General features: G+C 34.7%; 19 protein-coding genes. 7 read left to right on the top strand and 12 right to left on the bottom strand.

Annotation, left to right across the window (positions count from 1 at the left end):
• Positions 1–13: 13 nt before the first annotated feature.
• Both ACUN28_RS24260 and ACUN28_RS24265 read right to left on the bottom strand, forming a co-directional pair.
• The gene (locus tag ACUN28_RS24260) at positions 14–2,938 is read right to left on the bottom strand and encodes an ATP-binding protein (protein ID WP_016089028.1); all 2,925 of its coding nucleotides are present in this window, start codon (positions 2,936–2,938) and stop codon (positions 14–16) included.
• Complete coding sequence (locus ACUN28_RS24265) at positions 2,935–4,176, bottom strand: DNA repair exonuclease (protein WP_033660134.1); 1,242 nt, start codon at positions 4,174–4,176, stop codon at positions 2,935–2,937. The genes ACUN28_RS24260 and ACUN28_RS24265 overlap by 4 nt, the downstream gene beginning before the upstream one ends.
• A gap of 168 nt (positions 4,177–4,344) precedes the next feature.
• Here ACUN28_RS24265 and ACUN28_RS24270 point away from each other — a divergent pair, with 168 nt between their 5' ends.
• Positions 4,345–4,530 (top strand): YhzD family protein, encoded by a 186-nt coding sequence (locus tag ACUN28_RS24270; RefSeq protein ID WP_000539551.1) that lies wholly within the window; start codon positions 4,345–4,347, stop codon positions 4,528–4,530.
• Between the two features lie 26 nt (positions 4,531–4,556).
• On the opposite strand, the gene ACUN28_RS24275 is transcribed toward ACUN28_RS24270, so the two are convergent.
• The gene (locus ACUN28_RS24275) at positions 4,557–4,919 is read right to left on the bottom strand and encodes a hypothetical protein (protein WP_016136590.1); all 363 of its coding nucleotides are present in this window, start codon (positions 4,917–4,919) and stop codon (positions 4,557–4,559) included.
• A gap of 153 nt (positions 4,920–5,072) precedes the next feature.
• Between ACUN28_RS24275 and ACUN28_RS24280 the strand changes: the two genes are divergently transcribed.
• Positions 5,073–5,213, top strand: coding sequence for a YflJ family protein (locus tag ACUN28_RS24280; protein WP_000273536.1), 141 nt, complete (start codon positions 5,073–5,075; stop codon positions 5,211–5,213).
• Positions 5,214–5,266: 53 nt separating this feature from the next.
• Here ACUN28_RS24280 and ACUN28_RS24285 read toward each other — a convergent pair whose 3' ends face one another.
• The 3 genes from ACUN28_RS24285 to ACUN28_RS24295 form a co-directional block, all read right to left on the bottom strand.
• Complete coding sequence (locus ACUN28_RS24285; RefSeq protein ID WP_016089031.1) at positions 5,267–5,512, bottom strand: hypothetical protein; 246 nt, start codon at positions 5,510–5,512, stop codon at positions 5,267–5,269.
• Between the two features lie 89 nt (positions 5,513–5,601).
• Positions 5,602–6,186 carry a hypothetical protein gene (locus tag ACUN28_RS24290; RefSeq protein WP_016089032.1) on the bottom strand — a complete coding sequence of 195 codons (585 nt, stop codon included), beginning with the start codon at positions 6,184–6,186 and terminating at the stop codon, positions 5,602–5,604.
• An 80-nt stretch (positions 6,187–6,266) separates the two neighbouring features.
• Positions 6,267–6,803, bottom strand: a complete 537-nt coding sequence (locus ACUN28_RS24295; RefSeq protein ID WP_016089033.1) for a DUF4352 domain-containing protein — start codon at positions 6,801–6,803, stop codon at positions 6,267–6,269.
• 351 nt (positions 6,804–7,154) lie between these two features.
• Between ACUN28_RS24295 and ACUN28_RS24300 the strand changes: the two genes are divergently transcribed.
• Both ACUN28_RS24300 and ACUN28_RS24305 read left to right on the top strand, forming a co-directional pair.
• Complete coding sequence (locus ACUN28_RS24300; RefSeq protein ID WP_048894636.1) at positions 7,155–8,150, top strand: zinc-dependent alcohol dehydrogenase family protein; 996 nt, start codon at positions 7,155–7,157, stop codon at positions 8,148–8,150.
• 117 nt (positions 8,151–8,267) lie between these two features.
• On the top strand, positions 8,268–8,573 hold the full coding sequence (locus ACUN28_RS24305; RefSeq protein WP_016089035.1) for a hypothetical protein: 306 nt from the start codon (positions 8,268–8,270) through the stop codon (positions 8,571–8,573).
• 81 nt (positions 8,574–8,654) lie between these two features.
• Here the strand turns inward: ACUN28_RS24305 and ACUN28_RS24310 are convergent, their stop codons facing one another.
• The 4 genes from ACUN28_RS24310 to ACUN28_RS24325 all read right to left on the bottom strand — a co-directional run bounded on the left by ACUN28_RS24310 (position 8,655) and on the right by ACUN28_RS24325 (position 10,162).
• A complete protein-coding gene (locus tag ACUN28_RS24310) occupies positions 8,655–8,966 on the bottom strand; it encodes a YbjQ family protein (protein ID WP_000637510.1) in 312 nt (103 codons plus the stop codon).
• Between the two features lie 136 nt (positions 8,967–9,102).
• On the bottom strand, positions 9,103–9,306 hold the full coding sequence (locus ACUN28_RS24315) for a DUF4028 family protein (protein WP_016089036.1): 204 nt from the start codon (positions 9,304–9,306) through the stop codon (positions 9,103–9,105).
• A gap of 148 nt (positions 9,307–9,454) precedes the next feature.
• On the bottom strand, positions 9,455–9,985 hold the full coding sequence (locus ACUN28_RS24320; protein WP_016089037.1) for a general stress protein: 531 nt from the start codon (positions 9,983–9,985) through the stop codon (positions 9,455–9,457).
• Between the two features lie 36 nt (positions 9,986–10,021).
• The gene (locus ACUN28_RS24325; protein WP_016089038.1) at positions 10,022–10,162 is read right to left on the bottom strand and encodes a hypothetical protein; all 141 of its coding nucleotides are present in this window, start codon (positions 10,160–10,162) and stop codon (positions 10,022–10,024) included.
• A 222-nt stretch (positions 10,163–10,384) separates the two neighbouring features.
• Here ACUN28_RS24325 and ACUN28_RS24330 point away from each other — a divergent pair, with 222 nt between their 5' ends.
• From ACUN28_RS24330 to ACUN28_RS24340, 3 genes are all read left to right on the top strand, one after another.
• Positions 10,385–10,636: a hypothetical protein gene (locus ACUN28_RS24330; RefSeq protein ID WP_016089039.1), complete on the top strand. Its 252-nt coding sequence runs from the start codon at positions 10,385–10,387 to the stop codon at positions 10,634–10,636.
• A gap of 206 nt (positions 10,637–10,842) precedes the next feature.
• Entirely contained in the window at positions 10,843–13,533 is a 2,691-nt protein-coding gene (locus ACUN28_RS24335) for an ATP-binding protein (protein WP_016089040.1), read from the top strand.
• Positions 13,534–13,549: 16 nt separating this feature from the next.
• Positions 13,550–14,407 carry a CheR family methyltransferase gene (locus tag ACUN28_RS24340; RefSeq protein ID WP_016089041.1) on the top strand — a complete coding sequence of 286 codons (858 nt, stop codon included), beginning with the start codon at positions 13,550–13,552 and terminating at the stop codon, positions 14,405–14,407.
• Positions 14,408–14,445: 38 nt separating this feature from the next.
• On the opposite strand, the gene ACUN28_RS24345 is transcribed toward ACUN28_RS24340, so the two are convergent.
• Entirely contained in the window at positions 14,446–15,588 is a 1,143-nt protein-coding gene (locus tag ACUN28_RS24345) for a fused response regulator/phosphatase (protein WP_016089042.1), read from the bottom strand.
• A 175-nt stretch (positions 15,589–15,763) separates the two neighbouring features.
• On the bottom strand, positions 15,764–16,204 hold the full coding sequence (locus tag ACUN28_RS24350; RefSeq protein WP_000017756.1) for a ferritin-like domain-containing protein: 441 nt from the start codon (positions 16,202–16,204) through the stop codon (positions 15,764–15,766).
• Positions 16,205–16,266: the final 62 nt, after the last annotated feature.

Raw genomic sequence — 16,266 nt, forward strand, 5'->3', positions numbered from 1 at the left:
TTAGTATAGCACACTACAACTCATTTTCTTTACGCTTATGCGTTAATTTTATAATCTGTTTTTCTGTAAAATATGTTAGCAAATGTGCATGACATGTAAAGAAGATGACTTGTCTATCTTGCGCAATTTCCTTTATTAGTTCAATCGTACGATTCGTCCTTACCGCATCAAAATGCACGAAACTATCATCAATAATAAACGGATAATCATGCTCAAATGTTTTCGCTAATGCAAATCGTAACGATAAATATAACTGCTCTGCTGTCGCTTGGCTTAGTTCATGACTGTAAAAACGCATACCATCGTTACGTTCCACAATAAAAGGTTCCGCCTCTGACGGTGAAAAGATTTTACTATATCGCCCGCCTGTTAAATAGACGAAATACTCTTCTGATTTTTGTAAAATACGAGGAAGGTGTACCTCATGATAATATTGCTTCGTTTTCGTTAACACTGTCTTTGCGGCCGCATAAGCAGCCCATTTCTTCACCTGTTCACGCACTTGCGCTTTTTTCATTTCCCATTCGTGCATTAAATCGCCGTACGTACTGCCTTCTTCTAAATTCGCAATTTCCATACGATGTTTCGCAATACGCTCTGTCAGTTCTTTTTCTTTTGCCAGACAGTTTTGCGCGGCTGTCATTTCTTGCTTTAATTTTTCATCATAACCGTCAGCTTCATAATGTTCAGCTAATGATAAACTCGTTAAACGTTGTTCTAAAAGATCAATTTGCGGTAATAAACGACCCACTTGTTTCTCAGCATCTTCACGTTTTTCCGCCAGTTTACCTGCCTCTAAAAACATCTCTTCACCTGTAGCCTCTGCAATATGCCATAAACTATCTCGTTCTACTAACAGTTGCTTTAATTGCTCTTGCATAAACTCATATTCTTCTTGCCATTCCGCTAATTTCTCTTTTAGCTGCTTACAAGTTTGGCGCTTCTCTTTCTCATTTTGCATACGACTTTGTGCCTCGTGCAGCTTACTATATTCTGCGCTACCGATAACAGTTTCTAGTTTATGTTCAAATTGCGAAATCATTTCATATAATGAAGATTTTCGCGCGCCTTGCTTCTCTAATTCACGATATAATTGCTGCATTTTTTCCATACGCTCAAACGCCGGCAATATGTGCGCATACGTATAAAATTCAGGGAACATATAACGTGTTTTATATGCATGTACTTGTTCACTAATGCGGAACGTTTCTCTCTCCCATTCCTCATACGATGAAACGACTTTATCATATGCGCGCTCCATTTGCTGTAATTTATATGACTCACGCTCAAATAGCTTACGAATCTCTTCATCTTTTTCTAACTGATAGCGCACAGACATTGCTTCTTCACTTTGTCTCCCGCCAGCACTTTGCTGAAGGGTAAGGAGTTCTTCTTGTAATCCACTTGACGGATCTTTATATAAAACAAGGGCAAGAATAATCCCTACAAAAACAATAACACTAATAAATAAAAGCGGGCGGTAATCTATAAATAGACTCGCGAATAAAACAACTGTGTTAATAAGCAGTAACAGAAGACAAACTCTTTGCCACTGCTTTTTCTTTTGCATAGCGGCTCCTGCTTTTTCCTCATACTTGCGCTTCATTCGCTCAGCGCCCATACCGATAAATGCCGCGTCTTGGAACGACTTCTCTTTCTCACTTAACGCATTTCGCTCTTCATCCACTAACATTTGTTTCTGAATCTGTCTTATATTTTCTTCTTGTTCTTCTAGTTGCTCCTGCGCTACTTTAAAACGATCATCAAGCTGTACTTTTTGTGTTTCTAACTCGCGCGCCTTTTGCACCGTTTGCGTAATCAGCTCTTTCGTTGCCAAACTCATATCAAACGAAAGAACTGTTTCTTTTTCAAAAGCAGCACCAATTTGCTGCTCTAGTTCTGCCAGTTCTTCTTTTATATTCGTAATCGTTCCTGTCAAATCACGCATTTCTTGGCGTGCATTTTCATACGACATATGCTGCATACGAAGTTCTTCTACGTAACTTTCTTTTTGTAAAAACGCTTCATCTATTTGAATCGATTCCATTTCCGATTGCACATTCTCTATTTTTTTATGGAGCGAATCAACTTGTAATTGGAGCGGCTCCATCTTCGCCTTAATCGCTTCATAACGTGCCATCCCGTTTACAGGAAACTGCCCATTCTCGTTTTCTAACACTTTCTCATGCACACGCTTTTCAATAACGAGAGGCTCTAGCGCTGCTAATATTTCATAATCTTGCTTTCTCTTTTCTGCACTCTCTTTTTCCGCACGAACAGAAGCAAGTTTCTCTTCACTTTCTTTTAACTGCTCCACTTGCTTTTCATACGTGCCAATTTTCCCTTGCCACTCTTTCATCTTCTCTTCAAGCTTCTTCATCTCTTGCAGTGACACGTTAATTTCTGGTTTTCGCCCACTCGGCTTAAAACGCTGATCCATTTCTTTTTCTAACTTTTTATCGAGCTGCAATAATGCATCACTTCCGACTGCACTTGCCGAAAATAAATAATTGCCGATATCCGCTTCGCCAAGCTGATGAATGTTTTGAAGACCATGCATATCAAAAGAAAAGACCGATTCGAATAAACTTTCATTCATTCCGCTTAATATATCGTGTAAAATCTCCTCGCCGCCCGTTTTCCCGTCTTCAAAATAAACGGTTACCTCACCAGCTGCCGTCTTTGGCAATCGTTCAATTTTCAAACGACCGTACTTCTCTGTTTGCACAGTCATCGCACCGCCATACTTGCCGCCTTCTTTCGGCTCATAACGGCGCTGTCCTCTCGTCGGAAAACCGAATAAAATACTTTTCATAAACGAGCGAATAGTCGATTTGCCCGCTTCATTTTCACCGTATAAAACAGTCAGCGACGAAAGATCCATTTCCACATTTTCTAATTTTCCGTATCCATAAATATGGAGTTTTTCAATTCTCATTTCTTATCCCTCTCTTGCTGGAATAATTGCTCTAAAATAATATTTTCTGCTTCTTTTTGAATCTCTTTCTTCTCTTCTTCTGTAAAAGATTCAATACTATTACGCGCTACAGGAGATGTCCAAATCGTGCGCAACACGCCGTCCATATTAGTGAAAGCTTCTAACTCTTTCAGCACACTACCGACGAAATGATTTTCTTCTTTCAAACGCTCGATTTCCGCAAAAGAAACCGTCTCATTTTTCCACTTCATCGCATATACAAAATCTTTTCGCTCTTCGCTAGACGCTAAAATATGAAAAATTTCTTCGACACGCTTGTCTTCACGTAAATATGGAGAAAGTGGGCCCTGCCCTGTAAATACGACAGTTAAAAGCGTCCCTTCCTCTTCTCTTCGGCACTCATTCATCGCAGTTGACACAGCCGTCATAAGATCATCAATCGTTTCAAGTCCATCAATACTCACTTCTATCTCATCCCATACAACATCTGCCGTATGGAAAAATGAACATTGCGATCCCTGTTTCGTGAGTTCAATAAGGTACGCACCTTTTTCTCCCGTTTCCTTCCGATGACGCCCTTGTATATTGCCCGGATAAATAATGTACGGCTCTTCTGATAAAATCTCACGTTTATGTATATGGCCAAGGGCCCAATAATCAAACTGCTTTTCTTTCAGCTCACGAATTTGAAACGGCGCATAGCGATTATGCTCTGCATCCCCTTCAACACTTCCGTGAAGCATGCCAATATGAAAAGGCGCATCACTCATTTTCGTATACTGTGCTGTCATATTATCCGTTACCGCTTGCTGCAAATAACTGAACCCGTAAATAGAAGCTAATCGCTCACCATTTTTATAAAATGACTTCTCTTCTGCATACGGCTCTGTAAACACGTGAACATTTTCCGGAAACTCAATAGCTGCCCAGCTTCCCCCTAAATGATCGTGGTTACCGTGAATAATAAAAACGGGAATATCGTACTGCGAAAGTCTCTTCATTTGCTCGCGCACAAACACTTGCGCTCTCAAACTTCTCGTCTCCGCATCATACAAATCCCCGGCTAGTAATACGAAATCAACGCGCTCTTGAATCGCTTTATCAACAATACGCTCGAACGATTCAAACGTACTTTGTTTCATTCTCTCCCAAACAGACTGTGGTACATTCATCTCCATCCCTTTAAACGGACTATCCAAATGCAAATCAGCCGCATGTATAAACTTCACTTGTTTCACAAATAACGATCCTTTCCTTTTCCGTACTTTACTACGAATAGTAAATCTAGTGTCCATAAAACTTCCCCTCTATTTTAACACGCAATGTCATATATTTCTTTGCATATTCTAGTGATTTATGCCAAAATAGTTATAAGATTCTGATTTTTATTATTGGAGGGAATTTTCATGGGAGTATACGTTCTAACAGTCTTTGAAAAAGATGGTTCGAAAGCATTAGACGAATCATTCGAGGCGGCAACTGAAAAAGAAGCGAAAGCAAAAGGTGAATCTATTTTACAAGAAAAAGGATTGTATGAAAAAACACATCGCTGCACATCTTCTGCAGGTAAGCTCGTTTTATTCCAGCGCTAAAAAAAGAAGCGTTATCCGCTTCTTTTTCACTCTACTATATCTTCGTCACACCACGTAAACACCACATCTAGAATGCGATTACCGATACGTACGCGTTTATTCCATTTTCCTGTTTGGATCTGATGTTGCAATTCTGCTTTCATCTTTTCCGTCCAGTCGTGAATCGTTTCACTACCGTCGTACGGATATACGCTTGGAAACTCTTCCTGCAGTAGATGCAAGCTCTCTGCATCAAAATGAAAATGGAAGAAGTAGTTTGCTGTAAGCGATGGTTCTTGCAATCGTAAAAAATGATCATCAACTTGCTTTCTATTTCGATAGAAAGTAAAGATATTCACTTTACCGCTCGTAATTTGGTCAATTTGAATTTCGTGCTTCTCTATAATCACGTCTTGCCCACCTCGTTGTATACTATCTTTAGTATATATGTCTTTTGCAACAAAGTTAACCATTTTCGCGCGAAATTCATTTCCTTCATTATTATCCCGTACCTCCAAGTACGATCAGAACAACTAAAAACAAAGTTGAAGGGGAGCGATCACATGTATTTCGGAAGCAAAGGTTGGTATGTAAAAGAACTTAAAAAATTAGGCATTCGTACTTATGAAGGTAAAAAACTAGAATCGTATCGTACGCATGTGTTATCTAGTTTACTTGAGAGAATGAAGAAGGCTTCGGCTTAATAAAAAATAGAAGAAGCTACTTTTAAAGTAGCTTCTTGCTTTTGAAAAACTTACTATCCTTTGTACCAATCATAGCCTAAATGAATAACATTCGCCTCCATATAAGACAATGAATTCTCCTCAAGAAACGTCTCATAGTCCACAAAATTCTCCATTCCAAATTTATCATTCTGAAACCACATTGCATCACATTCATCACAAACATATACAACTTTATTTATATCTTTAATTTCTGCTTTATAGACGAGACCATTTCCATCACACCTTGGACAAACTATTTTCCCTTTAAATAGCTCCATTTAAAATTCCTCCATCACAAACTTTTAAAGCCTTAACTATATAATAGAATTAATAATTGTTTTTTTAAGCCATATATTTTATTTTGTAATTATTTTTGATTTTTTTCTTTTATCTTCTCAACTTCACTTTTTATATCCTCAGATATGGCCACATCTATATTCCCTTTATACTTCTTGTATTCTTGAAATAACATATTTGCATTTTGGTTAAATGTCATTAGGGTTCCACTAGGTGATTCTGTTTGCTCTTTTAAGGATGTAATAGTTCCATACATCTTTTTGTATTCATCATACAGTTCTTTATATTTATCTGGATTTTCTTTTGCCGCTTCAGAAACAGTTTTTAATTGCCCTTCCATATCACTATATATTGCAGCGGCTTGAGAAATTATCGAATCATGCGATTTTTTCTTCGCATTTACAGCTATATTAAAATCTCGACGATCATCAATAGCTTGAGACCAAGTCTGTGAATATTGTGGTAAAACCAAATCAGCAACAAATCCCATTAGTTCGCTATTATGATAAAATTCTGCTGCTGCTTGAACATAACTAACTTCACGTTTCTTCTTTTCTTCCGCTTCTTTAGCATTTTTTTGTAATACATTCATACTCACAAGAGCTATGATGATTACAATAACACCTAAAATCCCTCCGATTATCTTTTTGTTCATGTTGATTCCTCCATTTATGTAAGAGTTGTTAATTTATATTGATAAAAGCAAAATAAAAGCACTCTTTCGAGTGCTTTTCACTATTCAACTTTTAATGTAATTTCTTTACCTGTCATACCGCCACGAGCTTTTAAAACTAATCCTTGTGCGTCAGCAGGAACATCAAAGATAATTTTACCTGTTTGAGATAAACCAGGGTTAAGCTGTTTTAAGAAGAAATCAGACTGACCACCGTTACCTACATCAAAAGCCGTTTGAGCTTGAGTAGAGTACGTAAATTCACGATCTTTATTATCAACTAATTTGAAGCTGTTCGCATCAACAGTAATAGCATCTTTTTGATTATTTGTAACTGTAACTTCAACTACTTTAAACACACCTTGTGCTTTTTCTTTTAAATATTCGCCACCTACAGAATCTACAGACTCAACAGACCCTACAGCAATTTTAACATTAGAAGACTCACCTTCTTTAGCAGTTGGAGCTTTCGTTTCTTGCTTTGACTCATTTGAAGATTTTTCTTTCTTATCATCTCCACCACCTAATGATGCTGCAATGATACCTAGTACGATTAAACCGATAATTCCTAAACACCCAAACTTAAAAATTTTACCCATTAAATATTTCCTCCAATTATAATATGTAAGATTTACAAAAATCATAATATCAGATGACCCAGTTGTATTGTGTCGTTTTTTGTCGAATGAAATAAATATTACACTGGAAAAACCAACTTTTTAAGGTATATTATTCTTTTTTTACCTTTATATAGATGAAAAAACACCTTTTATAAAAGAAACCTCTTAATTTCTTTCTATAACTGTAATTTTCTCATTTTTCCAACAAATACTTCTGTACATTTTTCTATCCTCTATTTAAAATTTCTGTTTCTTTTTATACCTTTCAAAAAATAACACCCAAAATCAAAAATGCTATAATAAACCCAATCAAACTAAGGGGGCACATTTATCTTGCGCGGAACATGCATTCAATTTCACGAGTTTGGCAACCCAAAAGATGTACTACAAGTTGAATATAAAAATATAGAACCATTAAAAGATAATGAAGTGCTAGTTCGTATGTTAGTTAGACCGATTAATCCATCTGACTTAATTCCCGTTACCGGAGCGTATGCACATAGAATTCCCTTACCTAACATACCTGGTTATGAAGGTGTTGGTATTGTAGAAGATGTAGGAGCTTTTGTTTCTAGAGATCTTATCGGCAAACGTGTTTTACCTTTACGCGGAGAAGGTACTTGGCAAGAATATGTGAAGACCTCCGCTGATTTTGTAGTCCCTATTCCTGATTCGATTAATGATTTCACAGCGGCACAAATGTATATTAATCCTCTTACGGCGTGGGTTACGTGTACAGAAACGCTAAACTTACAACGTAATGATGTTGTATTAGTGAATGCTTGTGGATCCGCTATTGGGCATCTATTTGCACAGTTATCACAAACTTTAAACTTCCGATTCATTGCCGTTACAAGGAATAATAAGCATACAGAGGAGTTATTGCGCCTTGGTGCTGCATATGTAATTGATACTTCCACTGCCCCACTTTATGAAACCGTTATGACATTAACAAACGGGATCGGTGCGGATGCTGCGATTGATTCTATCGGGGGACCAGATGGAAATGAATTAGCTTTCTCCTTACGTCCAAACGGGCACTTTTTAACGATCGGTCTTCTATCAGGAATACAAGTGAACTGGGCAGAGATTGTCACGAAAGCAAAAGTGCACGCGAACATATTTCATTTACGACATTGGAATAACGAAGTATCACCATATAAATGGCAAAAAACGTTTCGTCACTTAATTCGCTTAGTTGAAAATAAACAATTACGTTTAATGAAAGTCCATTCTACGTATGACTTAGCGGATGTGAAAACAGCGGTTGATGTCGTGCAGTCTGCTGAGAAAACGAAAGGAAAAGTGTTTTTGACGAGTTATTGACTACAATTGAAGGAGTCTTTTTGATGGGCCATTTAAATAGACTAGATAGTACGTTTAGGAATACCCAATTGTAAGTATCTGGTATAATCCTATTAAAAGGTGAAAGGAGACTCTAATATGTGGTTACTCACGGCAATTGCTCCCGTTTTAATAGTCGGTGGGATCGTATTATATGTGATTGGAAGGTTGAAACATAAATATAACAACGGCACCTTAGGTAAGAAAAAATCAAAAAATGCTCAAGTTTTATTAGATAGTTTAATACCTATAGGAATGCTTTTCGGCTGTATAATCGGTTTAATTTTCGGCATGTTTTTACCGGATTTCTCGCTGCTTTCCATTAGTTTAGGAGCTGGAATCGGCTATTTATTTGGATTTTTTGCTTATGAAATGTATAGCAAGAAAGGAAACAGTTTTTCATAATTCAACGATTGCAGACTAAGTGATGACAAAAAAATCCCCTCAAAGCATAAACTTCAAGGGGTGAGCCTGTTTTTTATTTAATTATATACGTACAGCTGTACCACTTACAGCAACCATTAACATTCCATCACGAACAACTTCATAATCTACGTCAATACCAACGATAGCGTTCGCACCTTTTTGTTTTGCAAGTTCTTTCATTTCATCCATTGCGATATCACGAGCTTCTTTTAGCTTGCTTTCATAAGAACCAGCACGACCACCGACAACATCACGAACGGAAGCGAATAAATCGCGGACAATATTTGCACCCATAATAGCTTCACCATTTACAATATCGATATACTCAATAATTTCTTTACCTTGAATTCCAGACGTTGTTGTTACAATCATGACTGACACTCTCCTATAACTTATAATTTTTGATTAGCTTTCTTATGTCTTTATTATGACATGGAACAAGCAACGAATCTATTGAATTACCTTACAGGAGTGTGACAATTTTGTAAGAATAAAACGCCTATTATGTTTAATAAAGCGCTTTAACATTTGGATACATAAATGATTCTCTATTTTCTCTCCAGTCCTTTTCTACTTCTTTGAAAGTTGGTCGTCCTAATTCTTCATTGTTTTCCTGTTTACGAAACCATCTCTTCACATACTGATCTCCATTTTTATTTTGAACTGTACAAAGGAAACTATTACTACTATCCTTTAATATTTTCACAATCACGAATAGACACCTCTCTCTTTTTCAATAACGTAATAGAACTTGATCTTTTACTATAAGCCCTTCCTCTCTTATAGTCATACGACTCCTCGGTCGCGCCAAAGTTGTAAGACCAAAAACGATATTCACTATGTTTACATTTTTCATCATTTTATTTAAAGAAATCAGAGTTATAAGCATTATGCTTATCAAATATTTTATAAATTTCTAACTTATCATCTAATTTTGCATCTACTAAAATTAATATATTTCCATCGTAAATGTATTCTTCATATTTCTTAGCGTGTTCTTCAGGGATTCCTAAGCCGATAAATGCTCCTATTAAACTTCCAGCTCCTCCGCCAATACCGGCTCCTCCAACAGCTGCTGCGATAGGTCCCGCTGCTACGATTGGACCCATCCCAGATACGGCAAGTATGCCAAGGCCGGTTAATAAACCACCGAGTCCGCCTGCTACTCCTCCTGCCACAAGCCCTGTCGCTGAAAAGATATCCGCTTTATGTGCAGTTTCATTATTTACTTTTTCACCCGATTTTTCTTCCAGATGTTCAATTTCCTTTTGATCCTTCGCAATAGCTGAAATGTTATCTTTTGCATATCCTTTTTCATTTAATTCATTAATAACGAGTGCCGCATCATCAATTGTTCTAAAAATACCTACTATTTTTCTATCTACATCCATAACTATTAACCTCCTAAAGTTTTATATATTGTATCTTTATCTTTCTTCATTTCTGTATACACTAATTTTCTTATTAACATAACCATTTACGAAAAAAGCGAATAGTAAAAGCATTACAAGCGAACTACTTAACAAGTAAATTAAATCAAACGTAATATCAATCATCATTTCATTCATGTATACCAGACTCCTTTTTATTTAAAGTAAAAGTATATTTTTATAGACTAGAAATCTTATCATTCCTCTTCAGCCAATCTCTTTGTAGTATATGTATACCCTTCGTAACCCTTTCTAAACCTAAAAAACTATAATTATATTTTTTCGTATTTATATGTTTAACATTTTTTAAAACGGGTATGTTTATATTGTTATGCTTACTATACAGAAAGGAATATTTCGATGAATGCCATTCACTCTACTACTATTTCTTATAATGAAACACCTACAATAACTCAGATTCATCATTTTTATGCTTTAATGACAACATTTCAAACGAATTTATTTATAAGTAAACACGGGACACTTACTTCTATTAAAAACTTAAGTACATTAATATCCTTTTTCCTTACTGTAAAAAAGAGAGAGCTTGTATTATTTATCTTTGAAGGAATAGATGCAAAAAAAGCTTTAAGAACACTCTTTCCTTCTTAAAAGTTTTATAATCCCCCTATTCCCTCGATTGTTACTTTTCACATATCTTTTTATATTTCAAAATGATTTCCTCTATTCAAAACGAGACCCCCTAATACAATAGGGGGATTTCTAGTTTGGCCTTACGAAAACTGATATAATATATATTACGTTTTTCATTCTTTACAATAGAAAACTTTTACTAACCTTGAAGGTAGGAATTTTTAATGAACCCGAAAGCAAAATTTAGTATTCGCTACAAAATTATGGCTGGTTACTTAGTTATCATTTTGTTCTTACTTATTTCTTTCATTATGCTAAACAATGAGATTTCTAATTTACAAAAATCTCGTAATTTTATTATTGATCACGATTTTAAAGTTCTTAATTTAACGAATCAAGTAGAGAAAGAGCTGCTAACAATTGAAAATAAAGCGAAAGGATTTATCACTTCTAATAACCCTAATTACGTTCAATCCCTTAACGCTACGGAAAAGGATTACGAAAAACATTATCAAGATCTTTTTGCTTTATTAGAGGATAACCCCTCTCAGCAAGAAAAATTAAAACAGATTAATGAAAACATTACTAGTTGGATTAATAAAGAGATTCACCCATTCATTACGAATCACAATAGTAATAACATACAAGCAATCGACACGACTCAAATTCAATCATTACAATCACAGCTAACTAACTTCCGTAGTGTAGAGGAGCAACTAACAAAAAAAAGAGCTGCACAATTAGATACTGAAAATAATAAATTAGAACTTTGGTTATACAGTTTATTGTTCTTACTTTCTTGTATTTCTATTATCATTTCACTCTATATTTCGAATTCCATTACAAAAACGATTAAAAATGTAATTCAAGCTATTACATCCATTTCTTCTAAAGAAAAAATTACGGAAAGAATTCATGTAAACACCCATGATGAAATAAAAGAGCTTGCTCATACAACGAACCATCTACTAGACGAAATATCTAAAAGAGAGTGGTTACAAACCGAGCTTGCAGAATTAATTTTAATGTATCAAGGTGTACCTTCTATTGAGATGTTGGGTAACAAAATTCTTAGTGGAATGATACAAAAAACGCAAATCTCTTGCGGTGCATTCTATGTACGTGAAGAAGTTGAAGAAACTGTCTACTATGTGAAAAAAGCTTCTTTCGCCGATCAAATTTCTGATATTGGAAAACAATCCATTAAAATGGGTGAAGGTTTAATTGGGCAATGTGCTTTAGAAAAACAAAGCTTTATTCTTCGAGACATACCCGAAGAGTTTCGTTACGTTACTACTGGATTATTAGAAATACGTCCCAAAAATCTACTAGTCATCCCTATTTTATTTGAAGATGAAGTTATCGCAGTAATGGAGTTAGTAAGTGTAACTGAGATTTCAGATTTACATCAAGATTTAATTCAACAAACCGTTGATAATCTAGGCTTAACAATCCATAGTATTATGGGACGTATGCGAATTCAAAATCTTTTACATGAATCACAAGCAATGACGGAAGAGTTGCAAGTTCAATCAGAAGAATTGCAAACACAAGCTGAAGAACTACAAATGCAAGCCGAAGAATTAAGAACAACGAATGAACAATTAGAGTCTAGAACTGAAGAGGCCGAGCAGAAGACAACTGACTTACAAATTGCTAAATCAGAATTAGAAGAAAAAGCAAGCGAGTTGTTACGTAGCTCAAAATACAAATCAGAATTCCTAGCAAATATGTCACATGAATTACGCACACCGTTAAATAGTATTTTACTATTATCTGAAATGTTAAGAGAAAATCATGATAATCATTTATCTGATGATGAAATTGAATTAGCAACCGTTATTCATTCATCAGGGAAAGATTTACTTACTTTAATTAATGACATACTAGATTTATCTAAAGTAGAAGCCGGAAAACTAGATGTCATTTTTGAAGCAACGAACATAAGTGACATGGCAGCAAATATGCATCAAAACTTTTTACATATAGCTGCACAAAGAAATGTCGAATTTACGATTGAAGACAGTGATACAATTCCTGATCTGTTTTATACAGATGCAAAACGGGTTGAACAAATTATTAAAAACTTATTATCCAATGCATTTAAATTCACGGAAAAAGGATCTGTCTCTTTACATTTCGATTCAATAGAAACAACCAATTTGAGTCATGATATGCAGTCTATCAGTAATGATTGGATTACAATTTCAGTAAAAGATACTGGTATTGGTATCGCTAAAGAACAGCATCAACTTATTTTCGAAGCCTTTCAACAGGCAGATGGAGCAACGATTCGAAAATATGGTGGTACAGGCTTAGGTTTATCTATTTGTAAAGAGTTTGCTAGATTATTAGGTGGTTGGATTACGTTAGAGAGTCATATAGGAGAAGGCAGTACTTTTACCGTATATATTCCTAACCTTCCAAATGGATTACATGATATACAGGTATCCAATTTAGAAGTCGCAGCAACGATAGATGACGTTATTCCTGCTGAAGTTGTCGAGGAAACTATCGTTACTCCAGAAACAAATAACGTCTTCCAAGAGAAAACTATTTTAATTGTCGATGATGATCATCGAAATATATTTGCATTACAAAATGCATTAGAAAAACAACATGCCAACATTATTACTGCACAAAACGGCATAGAGTGTTTAGACATACTAAAAAACAATATAAATATTGACCTTATTTTAATGGATATTATGATGCCGAATATGGACGGTTATGAAACGATGGAACATATCCGAATGAACTTAAGGTTACATGAAATACCTATTATCGCATTAACTGCTAAAGCAATGCCAAATGATAAAGAAAAATGTTTATCTGCTGGCGCTTCAGATTATATAAGTAAACCATTAAATTTACATCAACTCTATTCGGTAATGAGTGTATGGTTAATAAAATAAGTGAGGTTTAGTTTAAGTGGAAAATAAGTATTATAATTTTGATCCATCTGTAGATATGGATAAGCGCACGAACTTAGAAATTGAATTACTATTGGAAGCGGTATTTAAACTATCAGGATTTGATTTTCGACAATATGCTCGCACATCTATTTATAGAAGAATTTGTAATCGAATGCAGCTCTCTAATATCCCTACCATTTCAAAATTAATTGAAAAAGTAATTCATGAGGAAGGGGTTTTAGAACAGTTATTAAATGATTTCTCCATTAATGTAACTGAAATGTTCCGTAACCCTAACTTTTTTAAAGCGCTAAGAGAGCATGTGATTCCTGAATTAAAAAAGTATCCTGAAATTAGAATTTGGCACGCTGGATGCGCAACTGGTGAAGAAGTATTATCAATGTCCATCTTACTTCACGAAGAAGGATTAAGTGAAAAAGCTGTTATTTACGCAACAGATATGAATACAGATGTGTTAGAGAAAGCAAAACAAGCTATCCTTCCGTTAAATAAAATGCAAACTTATACGAAAAATTATTTACAAGCTGGTGGTACACAAGCATTTTCTAACTATTATTCAACAGATAATCGTTTCGCTTATTTTAATCCTTCTCTTTTACAAAACATTATTTTTGCGCAGCATAATTTAGTAACTGATCAATCTTTTAACGAATTTCATATTATACTTTGCCGTAACGTTTTAATTTACTTTACGAGTAAACTTCAAAACCAAGTACAGCAACTATTTTATGAAAGTTTAGGTCACAATGGATTCCTATGTTTAGGAAATAAAGAAACTCTTCGTTTTTCAGATATAATGCCGCATTATATCCAATTTAATCCTAACGAACAAATTTATCAAAAAATACAATAAAAGCGTATGAAATCCTCTGTTTGGATTTCATACGCTTTTTATTTCGCATTCGTTTGTATCATAATTAGACACATATCATCTGATTGTGCTTTCTTCTGTTCTTCCTTATAAAACCCTTCTATCTCTTCTTCTAAATCTCCCCATTTTCTTCCTGTAAAAGTGCGTAGTTTCTCTTCAGACTCAAATTCATCATTTGCAATTGCTTCAAGTACACCATCTGTAAACAATACGATTTGAGCGTTCTTCTCAAAAGGTATAACTGTCTTCTGAACTTTTATTTCATCAAAAAATCCTACCGCACAACTCCCGCGATCTAGTTCAACTACATTTGTTTCATCAACTAAAACATATCCAGAAGGATGTCCTGCATTTACATATTCAATTGTTCTATTTTCTGTATTCACTACTAAGTATATCGCTGTAAAATAATACGGAATGTTGTCATTCTCATTATGTAAAAGAGTCATATATTTATTTAAGTCTTTAATAACGAGTTCTGGATCGATTAAACATTTAATCGTTTCACGTAATACAGACGAAATAAACATACAAACTAATGAAGCAGATACACCATGTCCCATCACATCTAATAATATAATACCGTAGCGATTTTCATCGATTTTATACCAATAATACATATCTCCAGCTAGTTTAAATGAAGGTAAGTAACTTGCTTCAATTTTTATATGCTCTTCTCTTAATGGGCTACTTAATAAGTTTCTTTGTACTTGTGTAGCTAAATCTAGTTCATTTCGAAGATTTTCTTCTTGTTCTTTATGCCAATTTAATTCCGATTTCAAGCGTAATGCTACACGCATACGCGCTAACAATTCAACTTTATTTATAGGTTTCGTAATATAATCCATTGCCCCCATATCAAGAGCCTCAGCTAATTTATTCGCATCTTCTAAAGCTGTTACAAAAATAATAGGAATATCTTTACACTTCTCCTCTTTTTGTAATCGCCTACAAACTTCAAGTCCATCAATTTCAGGCATCATGATATCTAATAAAATTAAATCTATTTCATTATGCCTGGAAGAATCTTTTCCAAAATGAATGTATTCGAAAAGCTCTTGTGCAGAATTCAGCGATACAAGATCCTGATATCCGGCTTGTTTTAAAATTTTTTCAATTACAAAGATGTTAACCGGATTATCATCGACAATTAAAATGGACACAAGTTATTTCCCCTTTTCGTATTTAAAATGTAAATCTATTATCATTTTCTATTTTTCTAGTATTACATACTCAGTTATAAAATGAAAATTTCCTACTCAAACATATTTTTTATACAGAAAAAGAACAAACCCCCAGAAATGAGAGTTTGTTCTTTCACTCTATAAATTTCCACTTTTAATTTAGCACCATTGCTTTATCATTTAAAAGACGATCCAATTCTTCCATATGATTTGTTTCATCTGCAATCATATCTTCTAACTTTACAACTAACTCTGTCATATTTAATTTCGCTGCCTGTTCTTTTCTCGTTTCATAACGCTTAATTGTTTCATATTCTGATTGTCTAGCGTATTCTAACATTTCTCTAACATCTTCTACTTGTTTCACTGGTAAAGGGATTGTAGTAGGTGTACCACCTAGCGTCTTAATTTTCTCCGCTAAATATAGGGCATGTCCTTGTTCATCACTAATTTCAGATTCAAAGAAAGGTTTTAACACTTGTCTATATATACCAGAAACTGTAGCTGCATTATGGTTATACATAATAATTGCTGAGTATTCTCCTGCTAAGTCTTCATTCAATCCTTCGATTAGTTCTTTCACATCGTGTGACATTTTCATATCTCCTCCTATACTTAATAACTACCCCTTTTCTCATGTTTTAAACATAATTATTT

The organism is Bacillus sp. WC2507 (genome assembly GCF_052656125.1).

Bases quoted from the DNA above. Each gene is read 5' to 3' on its own strand.
- ACUN28_RS24285 (WP_016089031.1), bottom strand. From the start codon at position 5,512: ATGGAGCTATTTAAAGGGAAAATAGTTTGTCCAAGGTGTGATGGAAAT.
- ACUN28_RS24350 (WP_000017756.1), bottom strand. From the start codon at position 16,204: ATGTCACACGATGTGAAAGAACTAATCGAAGGATTGAATGAAGACTTA.
- ACUN28_RS24270 (WP_000539551.1), top strand. From the start codon at position 4,345: ATGGGAGTATACGTTCTAACAGTCTTTGAAAAAGATGGTTCGAAAGCA.
- ACUN28_RS24260 (WP_016089028.1), bottom strand. From the start codon at position 2,938: ATGAGAATTGAAAAACTCCATATTTATGGATACGGAAAATTAGAAAAT.
- ACUN28_RS24295 (WP_016089033.1), bottom strand. From the start codon at position 6,803: ATGGGTAAAATTTTTAAGTTTGGGTGTTTAGGAATTATCGGTTTAATC.
- ACUN28_RS24335 (WP_016089040.1), top strand. From the start codon at position 10,843: ATGAACCCGAAAGCAAAATTTAGTATTCGCTACAAAATTATGGCTGGT.
- ACUN28_RS24305 (WP_016089035.1), top strand. From the start codon at position 8,268: ATGTGGTTACTCACGGCAATTGCTCCCGTTTTAATAGTCGGTGGGATC.
- ACUN28_RS24325 (WP_016089038.1), bottom strand. From the start codon at position 10,162: ATGAATGAAATGATGATTGATATTACGTTTGATTTAATTTACTTGTTA.
- ACUN28_RS24320 (WP_016089037.1), bottom strand. From the start codon at position 9,985: ATGGATGTAGATAGAAAAATAGTAGGTATTTTTAGAACAATTGATGAT.
- ACUN28_RS24290 (WP_016089032.1), bottom strand. From the start codon at position 6,186: ATGAACAAAAAGATAATCGGAGGGATTTTAGGTGTTATTGTAATCATC.
- ACUN28_RS24310 (WP_000637510.1), bottom strand. From the start codon at position 8,966: ATGATTGTAACAACAACGTCTGGAATTCAAGGTAAAGAAATTATTGAG.
- ACUN28_RS24330 (WP_016089039.1), top strand. From the start codon at position 10,385: ATGAATGCCATTCACTCTACTACTATTTCTTATAATGAAACACCTACA.
- ACUN28_RS24280 (WP_000273536.1), top strand. From the start codon at position 5,073: ATGTATTTCGGAAGCAAAGGTTGGTATGTAAAAGAACTTAAAAAATTA.